Origin of the sequence: Truepera radiovictrix DSM 17093 (genome assembly GCF_000092425.1) — a bacterium.
In the GTDB taxonomy this organism is placed as follows: Bacteria; Deinococcota; Deinococci; order Deinococcales; family Trueperaceae; genus Truepera; species Truepera radiovictrix.
This window is the reverse complement of record NC_014221.1, coordinates 931,803-947,260: the sequence shown is the minus strand read 5'-3', so window position 1 is coordinate 947,260 and position 15,458 is coordinate 931,803. Positions and strand designations below refer to the sequence as shown.

Sequence of the window (15,458 nt, the reverse complement as noted above, 5' to 3'; positions counted from 1 at the left end):
TTCTGGGCGCCACAGCGGTGTGGAACGTCCACCGCAAGTCTCCCGTACTAGGGGTTATGAGCGGGAAAGGCCACTCGAGCTGACGTGCCGCAGCGTCGTCCAAGGACACTTCAACCAGTTCTCCATCTACCACCAGCGGCGGACCACCTCCTGACCGAGAACAGCTCTACCAGAAGTTACAACTAGCATCTGAACGGCAGGGGGCTGCGGGGGTGGGGGCTCGTACGCTATCAGGGCCCCTCTGGCTGGTAGCTCTCCCTGGCTCTTCATGTGAGCATCTCCTTGCACAGCACCTCAGAAACGTGGGGCGTCCAGCGCAACCGCTCTCGACCCAAGCCTCTATTCCCCTCCCGGCAGAAGCCCGCGGTCCAAGCCCCCGTGCGCCTTCTTTCGCGAACGTCGGTGGCGGTGGAGCACCGCCCCCTTGTAAAGGCTGCGTAACTACCTTAACCGCTCTCCTGACACCCCCCTGACAGCGCGCGGTCATACTCGTAAGATGCTACGCTCTGACATCATGAACCCCTTGGACCAAAACCTCCAGGAGATCACCGCTTCGGTCGTGCGGATGCTCTCGTTTGTGCGCGAGTCGTGCGAACTCGCCAAACGCGCGCTTATTGACGGCGACGTCGCGGCGGCCGAGCGCTGCGCGGAGAACGACCGGCAGGTCGACACGCTCGAGGCGAGCCTCGAGCAGACCATCTTGACGGTCATCGCGCGGCGCCAACCCGCCGCTTCGGACCTGCGCTTTTTGGGCGCCATGCACCGCGCCTTAGCCGACATCGAGCGCGCCGGCGACAACGCCAAACACATCGCGCGGGCGGGCGCCGAGCTGGCCGAAAAACCGCCCATCAAAAAGTACGTCGACACGGTGCGCATCTTTGAGATCCTGAGCTTGATGAACGAGCGCACCATCAAAGCGATCGCCGAGTCCGACGCGAACGCGGCCCGTGAGGCGCACGCCATGGACGACGAGATCGACGACCTCTACGAGCAGATCCAGCGCGAACTGCTAACCTACATGATGGAAAACCCCAAGCTGATCGGCCAAGCGACGAAGCTGCTGAGCGTCGCCCGCCACCTAGAGCGCATCGGCGACCACCTCGAGAACGTCAACGAACACACCCTCTACTGGCTTACTGGCGAGCGTTTCGCAGTCCTGAACCCCTAGCCCGCCTCTGGCAAACAGCTGAGGACATTCGTACCACCCCCCCAAGCGCCCGCGCGGAGTACACTAGGCGGAGTGAAGCGACTTGTCCTGATGCTCCTTTTGTGCGCGCCCCTTAGCGCCTGCCGGCCGCCCGAAGCGGCCAGCGGTGCGGGGAGCGTGCAGAACCCGCCGGGGGTGCGCGTGAGCCTCGAGCTGCCCAACCCCCCCGCCGTCGGCCCCGCCGAGGTGCTCGTCTACGTCCTCGACGGTAGCGAGGGCGTCTCCGAGGCGCAGGTCACGGTGACGGGCAACATGACGCACGCCGGCATGGAGCCGGTCATCGCCGAGGCGCAGGAGCTCGAGCCCGGCCTCTACAGCGTCCCCGACTTCGACCTCAACATGGCGGGCGACTGGCTGCTCACCGCCGAGGTGACCCTGCCCGACGGCGCCCGCGCGAGCGCCGACCGGCCGATCTCCGTTCCCGGAGGCTAAGGTGCACGCGCCGCGGCTTCAGCGCGCCCTCTCGGCGGGGCTCAGGGCCCTGCTCGCGTTTCTGCTGACCTCGGCGCTTTTTGCCACTCCCGTCCTCGCCGCTGAACACGACTTCGGCCACACCCACCCCGAGGGGACCCCGCCGCACGTGCATACGGTCGACGCGGTTCTGGGCGTCGCCACCCTCTGCGCACCCGCGGTGGTGCCCTTCGTGCTCTACCAAAGCGACGCGCCCCCTACGCACCTCACACCGCGCGCCGCGGCGCCGCTGCGCCTCCGCTCCTGTAGCCGCGCCCCTCCCGGGCAGCTTCCGTAACCTAAGCACGCGCCGTTACCGAAGCCGCGCGCCGAGGCGTCCCCCTCGGCGCCCACCCATCACACCCTAGGAGGGGACCGATGACCGTTCACCTCTCGCCGGAGCAGCTCACCAGATGACCGAGCTGCCGATGTACCCTACCGAGCGCGCGACCCCCGCCCACACCCCGCGTTCGGGGCCCCTCGTCGCGCAACCTCGAGGCTTCGACCTCTTCGCTCTGCCGGGCCTGCGCGCGTTCGTGCGCTGGCGCTACGCCCGCTTGGCCCTTCAGCTGCCACTTTTGGTGCTCGCCCTCTTCGTCCTCGTTGACGGTTTTACCGGTCGGCAGCTCGCCCCGCGCAACGTCGCCACCACCAGCGTCTGGCTCCACTACCGCGGGCTCGTGGTGGTCGCGCTCGCCCTGTTGGGCAACGCCTTTTGCGCCGCGTGCCCGCTCATGCTGACGCGCGGCGCGACCCGGCGCCTCGAGCGCCTGCTGCCGGGCAAACTCCGCTGGCCCGGCGTGCTCAAAAACAAGGTTGTCGTCCTCCTGTTGCTGCTGCTCTTTTTCTTTTCGTACGAAGCGTTCAACCTCTGGGCGAGCCCCTGGCTGACCGCGTGGCTGGTGCTCGCCTACTTCGCGGGCGCGCTCATTATCGACACCCTCTTTCCGGCGGGCACCTTCTGCCGCTACGTGTGCCCGCTGGGCAACTTCAACTTCGCCCTCGCGACCGCCTCGCCGACGCAGATCGCCGCCAAAGACGCCGACATCTGCCGCCGGTGCGAGCATAAACCGTGCTTGCACGGCCGCGAGAGCTACGCCGACCGCGCCGACGCGAAGGGCGAAGCCGCCTTTATCCCCTTGAGCGAGATTACGCGCCCCAACGGCGAGGGCTTCTTCCCGGGGTGCGAAACGGACCTCTTCGTTCCCACCATCCAGTCGAACATGGACTGCACGAACTGCTTTAACTGCGTGCGCGCCTGCCCCTACGACAACGTCGCGCTCGTCACGCGCGCTCCGGGGTGGGAGTGGACCCGCGAGGTGTGGGCGCGCCGCGGCAAGCTGAGCGTGGTGCTGCTCGGGGTTTTTCTCGCCTTCTGGGGACTGCTCAACGCTGTTGCCATGATCGGGCCCTACTTCAGCTTTGCGCAGTGGTTGTCCGACACCTTGGGGACGCGCAACGAACCGCTCTTGCTCGCTTTCATCTTCGGGCTCGTGAGCGCCTTTGGCTTCGGCATCACCGCCGCGATGGCGCTCTACGCCGACCGTTTGGGCGGGGTCCGGCAGGGGCTCCAGGCAGCGCTCTTACGTTGGGGCTACGTGCTCCTGCCGCTGGCGTTCGGCTTCTGGGCGGCGCACTACCTCTTTCACTTTTTAACCGGCGCGCTCAGCATCGTCCCCGTGTTCGAGCACTTTTTCGCCCTCCGCGGGCTGCCCGTAGATCCCAACTGGCGGCTCTCCCGGCTGATCCCGACGCGCTGGCTTTTCCCCATCGGCGCGACCCTGGTGAGCTTCTACTCGCTCCTCGCCCTCTGGGTTGCCTTTAGGATCGCCCTGCGCGACTTTGGACGGCGCGGCGCCCTGGCGCTCTGGCCACCCCTCATCTTCATCCTCGTGTTCGCCGCGTTTTCCGTGTGGGTGCTCGCCCAGCCCATGGAGATGCGCGGCACCGTGTTTGGTCCGACCTTTTAGGGCCTTTGGCGTGGCCCTGGGGTATGAGGCTGGTGAGTGGTGCGAGCCATGAGGCACCGGCGCGTCTGCAACCATAACGCGCTCCGCTGGGTAGCGCGGGCCGCTCTGGCCCTGGCCGTGGGGCTCGGGGTCTCTCTGGCCCCCTACGCACCGCACAAGGTGGCCGCGTTCGGTCAGCTCGGCCACGGAGCGACATGCGCCGCGCACCCCCATCACCCCACCCCGGAGCGCTCACACGGCGAGCACAAAAGCCATCACGACCGCGGCGAGCCGCACTGCGCGCTCTGCGTCGTCGGCGCGGGGCTCCTCGCCCCCGAAGTCAACCCGACCGTCGCCTCGCTGCGCCGCTTTAGAACCGCTCGCGCCGCGACCCGAGCGCCCTCTCACCGCACCGTCGCGCACTACCGGAGCCGCGCGCCACCCCGCGCAGCGTAGCGGCATCTGGGCACGCGCCTCGCCGCACCCCTGCTGACATCATCTACACCCTCCCCCCTACCAAGGGCGGCCCAGACAGCTTGGGCCGTCGTTGACCGACACGTTTATGAAAGGAAAGCTATGCTGCAACGCCTTTTCGGCGCCGCGTGCGCCCTCGCCCTGCTCAGTGCCGCCTTCGCCCACGAGTCGCGCATCGTCGGTGAGAGCGCGGGTACCCCCTACATGATCACCGTCGGGTTCACCGTCAACCCCGCCTATGCGGGCATCCTCAACGGCCTCGACCTCATCATCACCGAAGCGCGCCCCGAAGACCTCGAGGCCGCCGGTGAACACGGCCACGGGGACGGTCACGCTCACGACCACGCCGCCGCAGCGCACGAGGGTGAGCACGGCCACGATCATGAGCACACCCACGACCATGAGCACGACCACGGCCACGACCACGGGCACGAGCACGCCGACGCGCACGATCACGCCGACGAGCACGGCCACAGCCACGGCGGCGCCGGGGTTGAAAACCTCGCACCCGGGCTGAGCGCGCAGATCATCAGCCCGGACGGCCAGAGCACCCTCGAACTCGAACTCATCGACCTCGGCGGGGGGCGTTACACCGCCGCCTTCGTCCCGACCGAGAGCGGCGACTACCCGATCCGCATCTTCGGCTTTATCGGCGAGCTCGAGGTCGACGAGACCTTCGAGGCGTACACCCACAGCGAACCGGGCGTGCTGCCGCTCGAGGCGATCAGCATCCCCTGAGATGACGCCGCTCACCGCTACCACCTTGTTCCGCGTGCTCCTGGCGTGCGCCGCCCTCTTGGGGGGGGCGGCGCACGCCCACGCCTACCTCGAGGCGTCGACGCCGGCCGAAGGGGAGGTCTTGAGCGAACTCCCCGAGGCGGTGACGCTGCGCTTTACCGAGCCGACCGAGGTCAATTTCAGCCTCTACAAGGTCTACCCCCTCGAGGCGGAGATCGACCTGTCGGCCGAGAACGCGCAGCAGCGGCTGAGTGCCCTCGCCGGGCAGCTCGTCTCGGAGGTCTTAGAGGCCAGGGACGACGACGAGGCGCGCGCCGACACCGGCGTGCAAGCCGACGGACGCGTCAGCGCCGAGGTCACGCTGCCGCTCAAGGAGGGCTTGCAGGCGCCGCACTACGTCGTGATGTGGCGCGTGCTGTCGATAGACACCCACACCACGCAGGGGTTTTTTACCTTTAGCGTGCTTCCCTAGGGCCCGTGGACGCCCTTCTAAAGGCCTCGGCGTACCTCGGCGCGCTGCTGCTCCTGGGCGCCGGGCTCTACCGCTTCGCGCTCCGCCCCGGCGCGCCGGAGCGCTCCCTGCGCGCGCTCGCCCTCCTCGGGGCCGCACTGCTCGTCCTCGGCAGCTTGGGCGACCTCGTCTGGACGCTCGTTCGGCTCACCGGCCGCTTCGACGCGGGGCTCACGCTCGAGTACGCCGCCACGACCCGTCACGGGCGCTGGGTGCTCGCGCGCGTCGCGCTCGCCGGCGCGCTCGTCGGGCTTTTGCGCGTTTCGCGCCCGTGGCCCTTTGGGCTAGCGGGCGCCGGGGTGCTCCTCTCGTTTAGCGCCCTTAGCCACGGCGCCGTGATGCACGGCCCCCCCGCGCTGGTCGCCGACCTGGGGCACCTCGCTGCCGCGATGCTCTGGGGCGGCGCGGTGCTCTTTGCCGCCCTTGGCTGGCGCGGCCTCGGGGAGGCGCGCCTAGGGGTGCTCGGACGCGTCTCCCGCATCGGCTTGTGGAGCGTGCTCTTGCTCGTCGCCACCGGCGTCTACGCCAGCGCGCTCCACATCGAGCGCCCCGAGGTCCTCGTCACTACCCGCTACGGCTGGTCGCTCCTCGGTAAGGTCGCCCTCGTCGGCCTTACCCTCGCGCTCGCAGCGCTTAACCGCTGGCACTTTCTGCCGCGGCTGCGTCGGGGGAACTCGGCCACGCTTACCCACCGTTTCGGCGCCGTTTTGCTCGCCGAAGCGGGGCTGTTGCTGGCGATCTTCGCCGTGACCGGCGTGCTCACCACGAGCCCTTTACCTCACGATTAGCGATTAAGGACGCTTAGGGACGCACCGTGAACACCACGAACACCCAACGCCAAGGAGGCCGTATGAAAACGACCGCCGTCCTCGCCGCGCTCGCTGCTTTCGCCCTGCCGCTCGCGAGCGCGCAGGATGACGTTTCCCCCGTGACCCTCACCTTCGATGTTCGCGCTGGTGACGAGCGCGTCTCGTGCGGCGCGCCGCTGCCACCCCTGGGCAGCGAGGCGACTGAAACCGAACTTCTCGACCTGCGCTTTTACGTCTCTAACGTCCGCTTGCTGAGCGCCACCGGCGATGAGGTACCCCTCGAGCTCGAGCAGAACGCTTGGCAGCACGGGCCCGTCGCGCTCCTCGACTTTGAGGACGGCAGCGGCAGCTGCGAGGGGGGAACGGCGGAGACCAACACCCAGGTGATGGGGCGCGCCCCGGCGGGCGACTACATCGGCGTCGCCTTTACCCTCGGGGTGCCCTTTACGCTCAATCACCTCGACGTCACCACCGCCCCTAGCCCGCTCAACCTGAGCGCCCTCTGGTGGAACTGGCAGGCGGGGTACAAGTTCGCCCGCATCGACCTGCAGACCGCTAGCAGCCCCGAAGCGACCGGCGGGGGCGAGCACGCTGCGACGCCGGAGAGCGACCCCGAGGACACCGAGGGGCATGCCGCGCCGCGCGAGGGGTTCTGGCCCCTTCACCTGGGCAGCACCGGCTGCGCTTCGCCCTCGAGCGTCGTCCCCCCCAACGCCGAGTGTGAGCGCCCCAACCGCGTCGAGGTGCGGCTCGAGCTCGACCCCATGCGCGACACCATCGTCGCCGACCTCGCACGGCTTTATGAGGGCGTCGACCTCAGCCAGTCGCTCGAGCTCGCCCCTCCGGGGTGCATGTCGGGCCACGACGACCCCGACTGCGAGGTCGTGTTCACCAACCTCGGACTCGACCTCCAGAGTGGCAGCAGCGAGCCGGGAGCGAGCTTTTTCCGCGTAGCGCGCGCGCAGTAGCGCTTTGGCACAAGCTGGAGGCGGACACCCGCCTCCAGCTTCAAGGAGGCAAGGATGCGTAGACACACGCAGCTAACGCCACGGTACGCGCGGGCAGACCGGCGCGGCGCCAAGGGCGTCACCGGTCGCCGTCTGGACCTCTGGCTTCTGGGAGGGGTGCTCAGCGCGCTCTTTCTTCCCGTTGCGGTCGTTTTCGGTCACACCCTCGTGCAGACGACCCACGCGGGCCGCAGCAGCACCTCGGCCAGCAGCGTCTCGGCGCCCGCCCCCGCCGCGCCCTTTACCTGGGAGCTTCCCCCGGGCTTCCCGCAACCCCTCGTCCCCGACGACAACCCCATGTCGCACGCCAAGGTGGCGCTCGGGCGGCACCTCTTTTACGACGTGCGGCTCTCCGGCAACCAGACGCAGGCGTGCGCCTCGTGCCACGTCCAAGCGCGCGCCTTTACGGACGGGCGGGAGCGCAGCGTCGGTTCGACCGGCGAGCGGGGGCCGCGCAACGCCCCCTCGCTCGCCAACGTCGTCTACATGCCGACGCTCAACTGGGCCAACCCGACGCTCACCGAGCTCGAGCGGCACATCCTCGTCCCCATGTTCGGCGAAAACCCCGTCGAGCTCGGCCTCGCGGGGCGCGAAGACGAGCTGCTAGCACGGCTGCGCGCCGACAGGCGCTACCAAGAGCTCTTTCACGCCGCCTACCCCGAGCTCGACGACCCCTTCTCGGTGCGCACCACCGTGCAGGCGCTCGCAGCCTTTGTGCGCACGCTTCTTTCGGGCGATTCGCCCTACGACCGCTTCGTCTACGGCGGCGCCTGGGACGCGCTCTCCGACTCGGCGCAGCGCGGGCTCGAACTCTTTTTGTCCGAACGCCTCGAGTGCCACCACTGCCACGGCGGGTTCAACTTCGCCGGCCCTACGGTCCACGAGAACACGACCTTTAGAGAGAGCGCCTTTCACAACACCGGGCTCTACAACCTCGGCGGCAAGGGCCGCTACCCGCACCCCAACACCGGCCTCTACGAGATCACCGGTGACCCCGCCGACATGGGCCGGTTTCGCGCGCCGAGCCTCCGCAACGTCGCCGTCACCGCACCCTACTTTCACGACGGCAGCGCCCAGACCCTCGAGGAGGTCGTGCGCTTTTATGAAGCCGGCGGGCGGGTGATCGCCTCGGGACCCAATGCGGGCGACGGGCGGACGAACCCCTTCAAGAGCGGCTTCGTCATGGGGTTTTCCCTGACCGACGACGAGCGCGCCGACCTCATCGCCTTTTTAGAGAGCCTAACCGACGAAACCTTCCTCACCGACCCCCGTTTCAGCAACCCCTGGACCGAGCCGCAGCGAGCGCGGCGCGTTAAGCTAACGAGATGATCGTACGCGCCCTTGCTCTCTTGACCTGTAGCGCTCTTGGCGCCGCACACGCGCACGCCGAACTCATCTCCTCGAGCCCCGCGGCCGGCGCCACCCTCACCGAGCCCCCCGCCGAGGTGGTGCTGACGTTTAGCGAGAGCGTCACGCTCGACTTCAGCCTCTTCAAAGTCTACCCGCTCCCCGTCGAGGCGGCGCAGGCGTCGCTCGAGGTGGGTGCGGCGCATGCGGGCGCTACCGAGACGGGCGGGGCGCTCCCCCCGGCACCCACCCCAGACCCAGACGACCCCGACACCCTCGATGAGGCTGCCACCACCCTCGCCGCCCAGGTGCTCCCACTCCAAGACGACGAGGACGCGCGCGTCGATACGGGGGTGCAAGCCGACGGCCCCACGGTCACGCTCAGCCTCCAGGAGGCGCTACCAGCGGGGGCGTACGTGGTGATGTGGCGCGCGCTCGCCGAAGACGGGCGTCTGATCCAAGACTTTTTTACCTTCACCTACGACCCCGAAGGGAGCGAGTAGCGCGTTGCACCCCCCCTTGGCAAAGCTCGCGCAGCTCCTCCTTTTCGCGTGCGCGTTCGCGCTCGCCGCGCCGCTGCCCCCGTGCGCCTACGGGGACGTCCGGACGCCCCTCAGCGACCTCGACGACTGGCCCTACACCCTGCTCGACACCACCTACCGGCTCCCCGAGAGCTACGCCCCAAATGACCTCGTCAGCGCCGAGCTGGCGGGGTTCGCGGGTGGCTTTTTGGTGCGCGAGCTCGTGATTGACGACCTCCGGGCGCTGCGCGAAGCGGCCGAAGCCGACGGGCTAGCGCTCGAGCTCACCTCCGCCTACCGTTCGTACGGCTACCAGGAGCGAACCTTCGCCTACTGGGTGGCGCGCGAGGGGCTCGAGGCCGCTTTGAGGAGCAGCGCTCGAGCCGGCCACTCCGAACACCAGCTCGGCACGGCGCTCGACTTTCGCAGCGCGGGCGGCCCCGACCCCTGGGACGTGAGCGACTGGGGCGAGACCCCGGAGGGCCGCTGGCTCGCCGAGAACGCCCACCGCTTCGGTTTCGTGATGAGCTACCCCGCGGGCCAAGAGGAACTCACCTGCTATATCTACGAACCCTGGCACTACCGCTACGTGGGCCGCGAGGTCGCGCGGGCGGTCACCGAGAGCGGGCTGACGCTGCGGGAGTGGTTGTGGCGGCGGGGTTCGGGGGAGCGCTAGGGCGACACCGGAAGGCCTCGAGCACCCCCCACAGGGGTGTCAATGCGTCGGTGCCAAGTAGGGGTCACATGAGGTGTAAAGCGCCACCAAAAAAAGAAGCCCCGCGCGGTGCGGGGTCTTTTTTTCGCGTCCTAGACGCTTGTTCTGTGGTGCGCCCGAGAAGATTCGAACTCCTGACCTTCTGATCCGTAGTCAGACGCTCTATCCAGCTGAGCTACGGGCGCATGCTAGGGGCTCGGCCCTACGCTCTAGAGTATACCCTAAAGCAGTGGCGGAGAGGGAGGGATTCGAACCCTCGGTTCAGCTTTCGCCGAACGCAGTCTTAGCAGGACTGTGGTTTAAACCACTCACCCACCTCTCCACACTCGCAGCCGCCGAAGCGCTCTGGCGGTGGCGGAGGGTGAGGGATTCGAACCCCCGGTAGGGAGACCCTACTGCAGTTTTCAAGACTGCTGCCTTCAACCACTCGGCCAACCCTCCGGTCAGCGTTCGTGAGTATACCTACCCGGCTTGAGCTCTGTCAACGCCTCGACGAACCCGGTCTCTACGAACCCTGCTCCCTCGCGCTGCCCCGCGTCACGGCCCACGCCACCTGGCGCCAGAGGCCGCGGAGCGCGGCGACCTCGCGCGCGCTCAGGTCGGCGCGGTCGAAGATGGCGCGAAAGAGCCGCTCGGCGCTCCCCTGGCGTTGGGCGTCGGTGTAACCGATCAGGTGCAGGGTCTTGAGGAGGTGGTCGTACATCCCCTCGAGCAGCTCCCGCGCGGCACGCTCCTCCGGGGGGCTCGGGGGGGGCTGCTCCTGCGAGGTGACAAACCACTCGTAAGCGACGAGCTGCACCGCTTGAGCCAGGTTGAGCGAAGCGTAGGCGGCGGTCGGGATGCGGATGTAGCCCTGGCAGTGCTTGAGGTCGTCGTTGCTGAGGCCGAAGTCCTCGGGGCCGAAAAGGACCGCGAGCCCCTCCGGTGTGAGCGTCTGCGCGGCCTCTCGGGGCGTGTACATCCGCCCCTCCCGGCGCTCCCTCGCAGTCGTCCCGAGTACCAGCGTGCAACCCTTTAGGGCTTCGGCGACGCTCTCATGCTCCACGGCACGCTGCAGCACGTCCTGGGCGTGCGAGGCGAGCGCGTAGGCGCGCCGACCGATGGGGCGCTGTGGCGCGACAAGGTGGAGGTCGCCGAGGCCAAAGTTTTTCATCGCCCGCGCGGCCGCACCGACGTTCGCGGGGTCTTTGGGCCGAACAAGCACGATACGCAGCGCACCCACGCCGCTAGTATACGCCCCCGTTCCGCGCACCCTTCGGCGGGGCCGCTCAAAGCGTCGACTAGAGCAAGGTTGCGCGCCGGGCGCCGTGCTAGCTTGAACCATGCTCGGCAAGATCTTCCACAAGGCGCCCGCCAGCTCCAACGTGCCCCCGGGACAGAGCGTGACGGAGCGCTTTCCCGTGATGACCTACGGTCCTACCCCGCGCGTCAGCGAGGCGACCTTTGAGCTGCGCATCTTCGGGCTCGCCGAAGAGACGACCCTCTCGTGGGAGGCGCTCCTCGCCCTGCCGCAGACGCGCATCACCAGGGACTTTCACTGCGTGACGCACTGGTCGAAGCTGGGCGTGAGCTGGACGGGGGTGCTGACGACCGAGCTGATACGGCACCTCGCGGTCCACCCCGAAGCGACGCACGTGATGCTGCACTGCTACGGCGGTTATACCACCAACCTCGCGCTCGAGGACTTTTTGGCGGACGGCTGCCTGATCGCGCACAAGCTCGAAGGGCAGCCCATCCCGGTCGACCACGGCGGACCGGTGCGCGCGGTGATCCCGCACCTCTACGCCTGGAAGAGCGCCAAGTGGCTCTCCGGGATCGAGTTCATGCGGGGGGACCGGCCGGGGTTTTGGGAGCGCAACGGCTACCATAGGCGCGGCGACCCCTTTCGCGAAGAGCGCTACAGCTAACGCGGGCTACCGCCGCGACAGGAGGGGTGATGGCACAAGAGGATGTCGAGCGTGAGTTCGCCGAACTCGTCAACATGCAACCCAAGGAGCTAGAGCGGTGGCTCGAGACCGACGCTTCAAAGTCGGTCGGTCAAAAAGATGGGAACGGCGAGTCCAAGGGACACGCCTCCGGCAGGCGCATCCTCAGCATCAAACGCAAGAAGAAGGCTGAACTCACCGACGAGGACCGAGCGCACATGCGCCGCGTGGTCGGTTACATCAAACGCCACTTAGCGCAGCGGCCCGAGGGAGACCCCAAGGAGAGCAACTGGCGCTACTCGCTCATGAATTGGGGTCACGACCCCTGTAAGGACGACGGTTAGCGCGGGTCGCAGCGGCGCGTGGCGCTACCGTGGACACCTCCACGTAAAAACCCCGAGCGCTGCGCTCGGGGTCGTTTTTGGGGCGCGCTAGCCCGCTTGCGCCTGCTCAGCGGCGAGCTTGTTGAGGCGCCTAGCGAGGCGCGACTTGCGCCGCGCCGCGGCGTTTTTGTGCAGCGTCGAGCCCTTCGCGGCGCGGTCGATGAGGCTCACCGTCACGCGCTGAAACTTCGCGGCGGCCTCCAGGTCGCCCCGCTCGGCCGCCTCGACGGCTTTTTTGCCGAAGGTGCGGATGGTGCTCTTCGCGGCGCGGTTTTTCGCCCTGGCTTTTTGCGACTGGCGGTGGTACTTCATTGCCGACGGGTTTCTTGCCATGATGCTCCTTTGGGGTCAGCGTCTTCGGGTTTCGCGCTCTTTGGCCCGGGTCGGGCCGTCAACCTTTTGACTCTAGCATAGCGGCCCGCGCTAGCGCAACGCGCGCGGGGGCACCGCGGCGCCCCCTAGACGAGCGTCACCCCTAGCTCGCGGCCGAGCGCCACCACCGTCGCCACCCCAAGCCCGACGACGCTAAAGTAGCAGCCGCGCACCTCGCGCACGAGCGCCGCGCCGCGGCCCTGCACGGCGTAACCGCCCGCTTTGTCGAGCCCTTCGCCGGTCGCCACGTAGCGGTCGATCTCGTCGTCGGTGAGCTTGCGAAAGCGCACGGCGGTCCTGACGACCCGCTCGGCGCGCCCTTCACCGCGTCGGAGCGCGTGTCCGGTGAAGACCTCGTGGGTGCGGCCCGAGAGCCGCGCGATAAAGTCGCGGTTTTGCTCCCGATCCTTGGGTTTGCCTAAAATCTCGCCGCGCAGCACGACGAGCGTGTCGGCGGCGATCACGAGCGCGTCCGGGTAGCGCCGCGCTACCGCCTCGGCCTTGGTAACGCTCAGGCGGCGCACGAGCTCGAAAGGGGTTTCGTCGGGGCCGTGCGTTTCATCGATGTCGGCGGGGATCACGTCGAAGTGTAGGCCCAGGTTCTGCAGCAGCTCGCGGCGCCGCGGCGAAGCGCTCGCCAGGATGATGGGGGGGTTGCTCACGCTCTAGAGTCTACCCCGCCCCCCGGCACCACCCCGCACGCGCCGCCCTGGCACCGAGGGGCCGCCCTGACACCGAAAGGCCGCACCCAGCCTTCTCACACGACGCGCGCGCGCGCCCGCCACCCGTATCCTAGGGGCATGTACACCGACCTGCAGAGCTTCGTAGCCGAACTCGAGCGCCGCGGCGAACTGCTGCGGATTCGCGAAAGCGTCTCGGCGGAGCTCGAGATCACCGAGATCGCCGACCGCATGGTGAAGACGGGCGGCCCCGCTTTGCTGTTTGAAAATGTCGCCGGTAAGGACTTCCCGCTGGTGATCGGGCTCTACGGCACCCGTGAGCGTATGGCGCTGGCACTGGGCGCCAAAAGCCTCGACGCCATCGGCGAGCGCATCCGCAACCTCACCGAGGTCAAGCTGGGCGGCGGCCTTTTGGGGCTCGCCTCGAACCTGCCCAAACTCAAAGAGTTGGCCTCGCTGCCGCCCAAGCGCGTGCGGGGCGGCCCCGTCCAGGAGGTCGTGTGGCGCGGGGACGAGGTCGACCTCACCAAGCTCCCCATCCTCACGTGTTGGCCCCAAGACGGCGGGCCCTTTATCACCCTGCCCTTGGTCATCTCCAAAGACCCCGAGACGGGCGAGCCGAACATCGGCATGTACCGGATGCAGGTCTACGACCGCGCGACCACCGGGATGCACTGGCAGCGGCACAAGACGGGCGCGAAGCACCTTGAAAAGGCCAAGCGGCTGGGGCGTCGGCTCGAGGTGGCCGTCGCATTAGGCGGCGACCCCGCGCTCACCTACGCCGCCACCGCCCCCATCCCGCCCATTCCGGGGATCAACGAGTTTTCACTCACGGGCTTTTTGCGCGGGCGCTCGATCGAGCTGACCAAAGCCCTCACGGTCGACCTCGAGGTGCCCGCGAACGCCGAGTTCGTTTTAGAGGGTTACGTCGACCCCGAAGAGCCCTGGCGCCCCGAGGGGCCCTTCGGCGACCACACCGGCTTCTACACGCTTTCTGACCTCTATCCGGTCTTTCACGTTACGGCCATCACCATGCGCGAGCGCCCCCTCTACCCGGCGACGATCGTGGGCCGCCCACCGATGGAGGACGCCTACCTCATCGAGGCTTCAGAGCGCATCTTTCTGGTACCCGCGCAGCTCATCTTGCCCGAAATCGTGGACTATCACATGCCCCCCGCCGGCATCGCCCACAACCTGGTCAACGTGGTCATCAACAAAGAGTACCCGGGACAAGCCTACAAGGTCGCCAACGGCCTGCTGGGTCTGGGGCAGATGATGTTCGCCAAGGTGCTGCTGGTGACCGACGAAAAGGTCAAGCCGCAAGAGCACCTCGCGTTCTGGCGCACGGTTCTCCAAAACGCCGTGCCGGGGCGGGATTCGCAGTTCGCCAAGGGGCCCATCGATGTGCTCGACCACTCGAGCCGCTCGTGGAGCTACGGCAGCAAGCTGATCGTAGACGGCACCCGCAAACACGACGAGGAGGGGGCGAACGCCGCCTGGACGCCGAACGAAACGCGCTCACAAGCGGAGCTCCCCACACACGAAGCGGTGTCGCGGCAGCACCAGCTCGCCGGCGGCTTCTGGTTTTTGACCACCCACAAACAGCGCGCGGGGCAGGGTCGGGAGCTCGGGGCGTGGGCCGCCGCGCAGCCCGAAGCCACCGGGGTGCGGCTGATTGCCGTGCTCGACCACGAGACCGACCCCGCAGACTTTGAAGACTGCATCTGGACGCTTCTCAACAACATCGACCCGGAGCGCGACGTCGAGGTCTTAACGGGGCCGAGCGGACCGGTGTTCGTGATGGACGGCACGCCCAAGCTCCCCGAGGAGGGGTTTCACCGCGGCTGGCCCGAAAAGATCACCATGACAGAAGCCGTCAAGCGCAAAGTCGACGCGCTCTGGCCCCGGCTCGTCAACGAGCCCGTCCCCGGTTGAGCGGGCGCAGCAGCAGTGTGAGGCGCAGTACACACCGCGCTCCCCTACCTCGTCTAGGGTAAACCCAAGGGAGGCAACCATGACCACGCTGCAAAAAACCTGCCGCAATGGCGCCCTCGCACTCAGCTTGCTCTTCGTCGGGCTCCCCGCAGCCCACGCCGCCGGGACGACGGGGACGACCGGCACGAACGTCCAAGAGACGACCACGACCGCCCCTGCTGCGCCCGCGACCACGACCACGACGCAGGGCACCGGCGGCGGGTGGGGTTGGATCGGGCTCTTCGGCCTGCTCGGGTTGGCGGGGCTCACGGGCCGCGGCCGCGGCGGCGACCGCAACGTCGTGGTCGACGGGACCAGGCGTTAACCAACCCCAAACACCGAACGCAGAGGCCGTCCGGACACCCTCCGGACGGTTTTTTTGGGGCGCGCCGCCTA

The 15,458-nt window shown here is 67.9% G+C and carries 19 protein-coding genes and 3 tRNA genes; 16 read left to right on the top strand and 6 right to left on the bottom strand.

What is annotated here, in order from left to right:
* Positions 1-496 precede the first annotated feature (496 nt).
* The 12 genes from phoU to TRAD_RS04340 all read left to right on the top strand — a co-directional run bounded on the left by phoU (position 497) and on the right by TRAD_RS04340 (position 9,689).
* Complete coding sequence (gene phoU / locus TRAD_RS04405; RefSeq protein WP_013177386.1) at positions 497-1,168, top strand: phosphate signaling complex protein PhoU; 672 nt, start codon at positions 497-499, stop codon at positions 1,166-1,168.
* 72 nt (positions 1,169-1,240) lie between these two features.
* Positions 1,241-1,639 carry a FixH family protein gene (locus TRAD_RS04400; protein ID WP_148221184.1) on the top strand — a complete coding sequence of 133 codons (399 nt, stop codon included), beginning with the start codon at positions 1,241-1,243 and terminating at the stop codon, positions 1,637-1,639.
* A gap of 1 nt (position 1,640) precedes the next feature.
* Positions 1,641-1,955, top strand: coding sequence for a hypothetical protein (locus tag TRAD_RS04395; RefSeq protein ID WP_013177384.1), 315 nt, complete (start codon positions 1,641-1,643; stop codon positions 1,953-1,955).
* Positions 1,956-2,070: 115 nt separating this feature from the next.
* Entirely contained in the window at positions 2,071-3,627 is a 1,557-nt protein-coding gene (locus TRAD_RS04390) for a hypothetical protein (protein ID WP_221401654.1), read from the top strand.
* 48 nt (positions 3,628-3,675) lie between these two features.
* On the top strand, positions 3,676-4,062 hold the full coding sequence (locus TRAD_RS04385) for a DUF2946 family protein (RefSeq protein WP_013177382.1): 387 nt from the start codon (positions 3,676-3,678) through the stop codon (positions 4,060-4,062).
* A 120-nt stretch (positions 4,063-4,182) separates the two neighbouring features.
* Positions 4,183-4,818, top strand: a complete 636-nt coding sequence (locus TRAD_RS15080; protein WP_013177381.1) for a hypothetical protein — start codon at positions 4,183-4,185, stop codon at positions 4,816-4,818.
* A gap of 1 nt (position 4,819) precedes the next feature.
* A complete protein-coding gene (locus TRAD_RS04375) occupies positions 4,820-5,290 on the top strand; it encodes a copper resistance CopC family protein (protein ID WP_013177380.1) in 471 nt (156 codons plus the stop codon).
* Positions 5,291-5,295: 5 nt separating this feature from the next.
* Complete coding sequence (locus TRAD_RS15075; protein WP_013177379.1) at positions 5,296-6,117, top strand: copper resistance D family protein; 822 nt, start codon at positions 5,296-5,298, stop codon at positions 6,115-6,117.
* A 62-nt stretch (positions 6,118-6,179) separates the two neighbouring features.
* Entirely contained in the window at positions 6,180-7,106 is a 927-nt protein-coding gene (locus tag TRAD_RS04355) for an MbnP family copper-binding protein (RefSeq protein WP_013177378.1), read from the top strand.
* Positions 7,107-7,160: 54 nt separating this feature from the next.
* Positions 7,161-8,474, top strand: coding sequence for a methanobactin export MATE transporter MbnM (locus TRAD_RS04350; protein ID WP_013177377.1), 1,314 nt, complete (start codon positions 7,161-7,163; stop codon positions 8,472-8,474).
* The gene (locus TRAD_RS15070; RefSeq protein WP_013177376.1) at positions 8,471-8,995 is read left to right on the top strand and encodes a copper resistance CopC family protein; all 525 of its coding nucleotides are present in this window, start codon (positions 8,471-8,473) and stop codon (positions 8,993-8,995) included. Before TRAD_RS04350 ends, TRAD_RS15070 begins: the two co-directional genes overlap by 4 nt.
* Before the next feature lie 16 nt (positions 8,996-9,011).
* A complete protein-coding gene (locus TRAD_RS04340) occupies positions 9,012-9,689 on the top strand; it encodes a M15 family metallopeptidase (protein WP_185095198.1) in 678 nt (225 codons plus the stop codon).
* Positions 9,690-9,836: 147 nt separating this feature from the next.
* On the opposite strand, the gene TRAD_RS04335 is transcribed toward TRAD_RS04340, so the two are convergent.
* From TRAD_RS04335 to TRAD_RS04320, 4 genes are all read right to left on the bottom strand, one after another.
* Positions 9,837-9,913: transfer RNA gene (locus tag TRAD_RS04335), tRNA-Arg, on the bottom strand.
* Between the two features lie 45 nt (positions 9,914-9,958).
* Positions 9,959-10,050, bottom strand: a tRNA-Ser gene (locus TRAD_RS04330).
* 30 nt (positions 10,051-10,080) lie between these two features.
* Positions 10,081-10,169, bottom strand: a tRNA-Ser gene (locus tag TRAD_RS04325).
* Between the two features lie 64 nt (positions 10,170-10,233).
* Complete coding sequence (locus tag TRAD_RS04320) at positions 10,234-10,950, bottom strand: RNA methyltransferase (RefSeq protein WP_041947137.1); 717 nt, start codon at positions 10,948-10,950, stop codon at positions 10,234-10,236.
* A 100-nt stretch (positions 10,951-11,050) separates the two neighbouring features.
* On the opposite strand from TRAD_RS04320, the gene TRAD_RS04315 reads away from it, so the two are divergent.
* A complete protein-coding gene (locus TRAD_RS04315) occupies positions 11,051-11,635 on the top strand; it encodes a sulfite oxidase-like oxidoreductase (RefSeq protein WP_013177373.1) in 585 nt (194 codons plus the stop codon).
* Positions 11,636-11,664: 29 nt separating this feature from the next.
* Positions 11,665-11,997 (top strand): DUF3140 domain-containing protein, encoded by a 333-nt coding sequence (locus TRAD_RS04310; RefSeq protein ID WP_013177372.1) that lies wholly within the window; start codon positions 11,665-11,667, stop codon positions 11,995-11,997.
* Between the two features lie 87 nt (positions 11,998-12,084).
* Here TRAD_RS04310 and rpsT read toward each other — a convergent pair whose 3' ends face one another.
* Both rpsT and TRAD_RS04300 read right to left on the bottom strand, forming a co-directional pair.
* Complete coding sequence (gene rpsT / locus TRAD_RS04305) at positions 12,085-12,372, bottom strand: 30S ribosomal protein S20 (protein WP_185095215.1); 288 nt, start codon at positions 12,370-12,372, stop codon at positions 12,085-12,087.
* A 122-nt stretch (positions 12,373-12,494) separates the two neighbouring features.
* A complete protein-coding gene (locus TRAD_RS04300; RefSeq protein ID WP_013177370.1) occupies positions 12,495-13,070 on the bottom strand; it encodes a Maf family protein in 576 nt (191 codons plus the stop codon).
* Between the two features lie 138 nt (positions 13,071-13,208).
* On the opposite strand from TRAD_RS04300, the gene TRAD_RS04295 reads away from it, so the two are divergent.
* Both TRAD_RS04295 and TRAD_RS04290 read left to right on the top strand, forming a co-directional pair.
* On the top strand, positions 13,209-15,023 hold the full coding sequence (locus TRAD_RS04295; RefSeq protein ID WP_013177369.1) for a menaquinone biosynthesis decarboxylase: 1,815 nt from the start codon (positions 13,209-13,211) through the stop codon (positions 15,021-15,023).
* Positions 15,024-15,102: 79 nt separating this feature from the next.
* The gene (locus TRAD_RS04290; protein ID WP_013177368.1) at positions 15,103-15,387 is read left to right on the top strand and encodes a WGxxGxxG family protein; all 285 of its coding nucleotides are present in this window, start codon (positions 15,103-15,105) and stop codon (positions 15,385-15,387) included.
* Positions 15,388-15,458 lie beyond the last annotated feature (71 nt).

What these genes read in the sequence shown, in the direction of transcription:
- TRAD_RS04375 (WP_013177380.1), top strand. Translation starts at nt 4,820, where the DNA reads ATGACGCCGCTCACCGCTACCACCTTGTTCCGCGTGCTCCTGGCGTGC.
- TRAD_RS04390 (WP_221401654.1), top strand. Translation starts at nt 2,071, where the DNA reads ATGACCGAGCTGCCGATGTACCCTACCGAGCGCGCGACCCCCGCCCAC.
- TRAD_RS04310 (WP_013177372.1), top strand. Translation starts at nt 11,665, where the DNA reads ATGGCACAAGAGGATGTCGAGCGTGAGTTCGCCGAACTCGTCAACATG.
- phoU (WP_013177386.1), top strand. Translation starts at nt 497, where the DNA reads ATGCTACGCTCTGACATCATGAACCCCTTGGACCAAAACCTCCAGGAG.
- TRAD_RS04295 (WP_013177369.1), top strand. Translation starts at nt 13,209, where the DNA reads ATGTACACCGACCTGCAGAGCTTCGTAGCCGAACTCGAGCGCCGCGGC.
- TRAD_RS04355 (WP_013177378.1), top strand. Translation starts at nt 6,180, where the DNA reads ATGAAAACGACCGCCGTCCTCGCCGCGCTCGCTGCTTTCGCCCTGCCG.
- TRAD_RS15080 (WP_013177381.1), top strand. Translation starts at nt 4,183, where the DNA reads ATGCTGCAACGCCTTTTCGGCGCCGCGTGCGCCCTCGCCCTGCTCAGT.
- TRAD_RS04350 (WP_013177377.1), top strand. Translation starts at nt 7,161, where the DNA reads ATGCGTAGACACACGCAGCTAACGCCACGGTACGCGCGGGCAGACCGG.
- TRAD_RS04385 (WP_013177382.1), top strand. Translation starts at nt 3,676, where the DNA reads ATGAGGCACCGGCGCGTCTGCAACCATAACGCGCTCCGCTGGGTAGCG.
- TRAD_RS04290 (WP_013177368.1), top strand. Translation starts at nt 15,103, where the DNA reads ATGACCACGCTGCAAAAAACCTGCCGCAATGGCGCCCTCGCACTCAGC.
- TRAD_RS04315 (WP_013177373.1), top strand. Translation starts at nt 11,051, where the DNA reads ATGCTCGGCAAGATCTTCCACAAGGCGCCCGCCAGCTCCAACGTGCCC.
- TRAD_RS15070 (WP_013177376.1), top strand. Translation starts at nt 8,471, where the DNA reads ATGATCGTACGCGCCCTTGCTCTCTTGACCTGTAGCGCTCTTGGCGCC.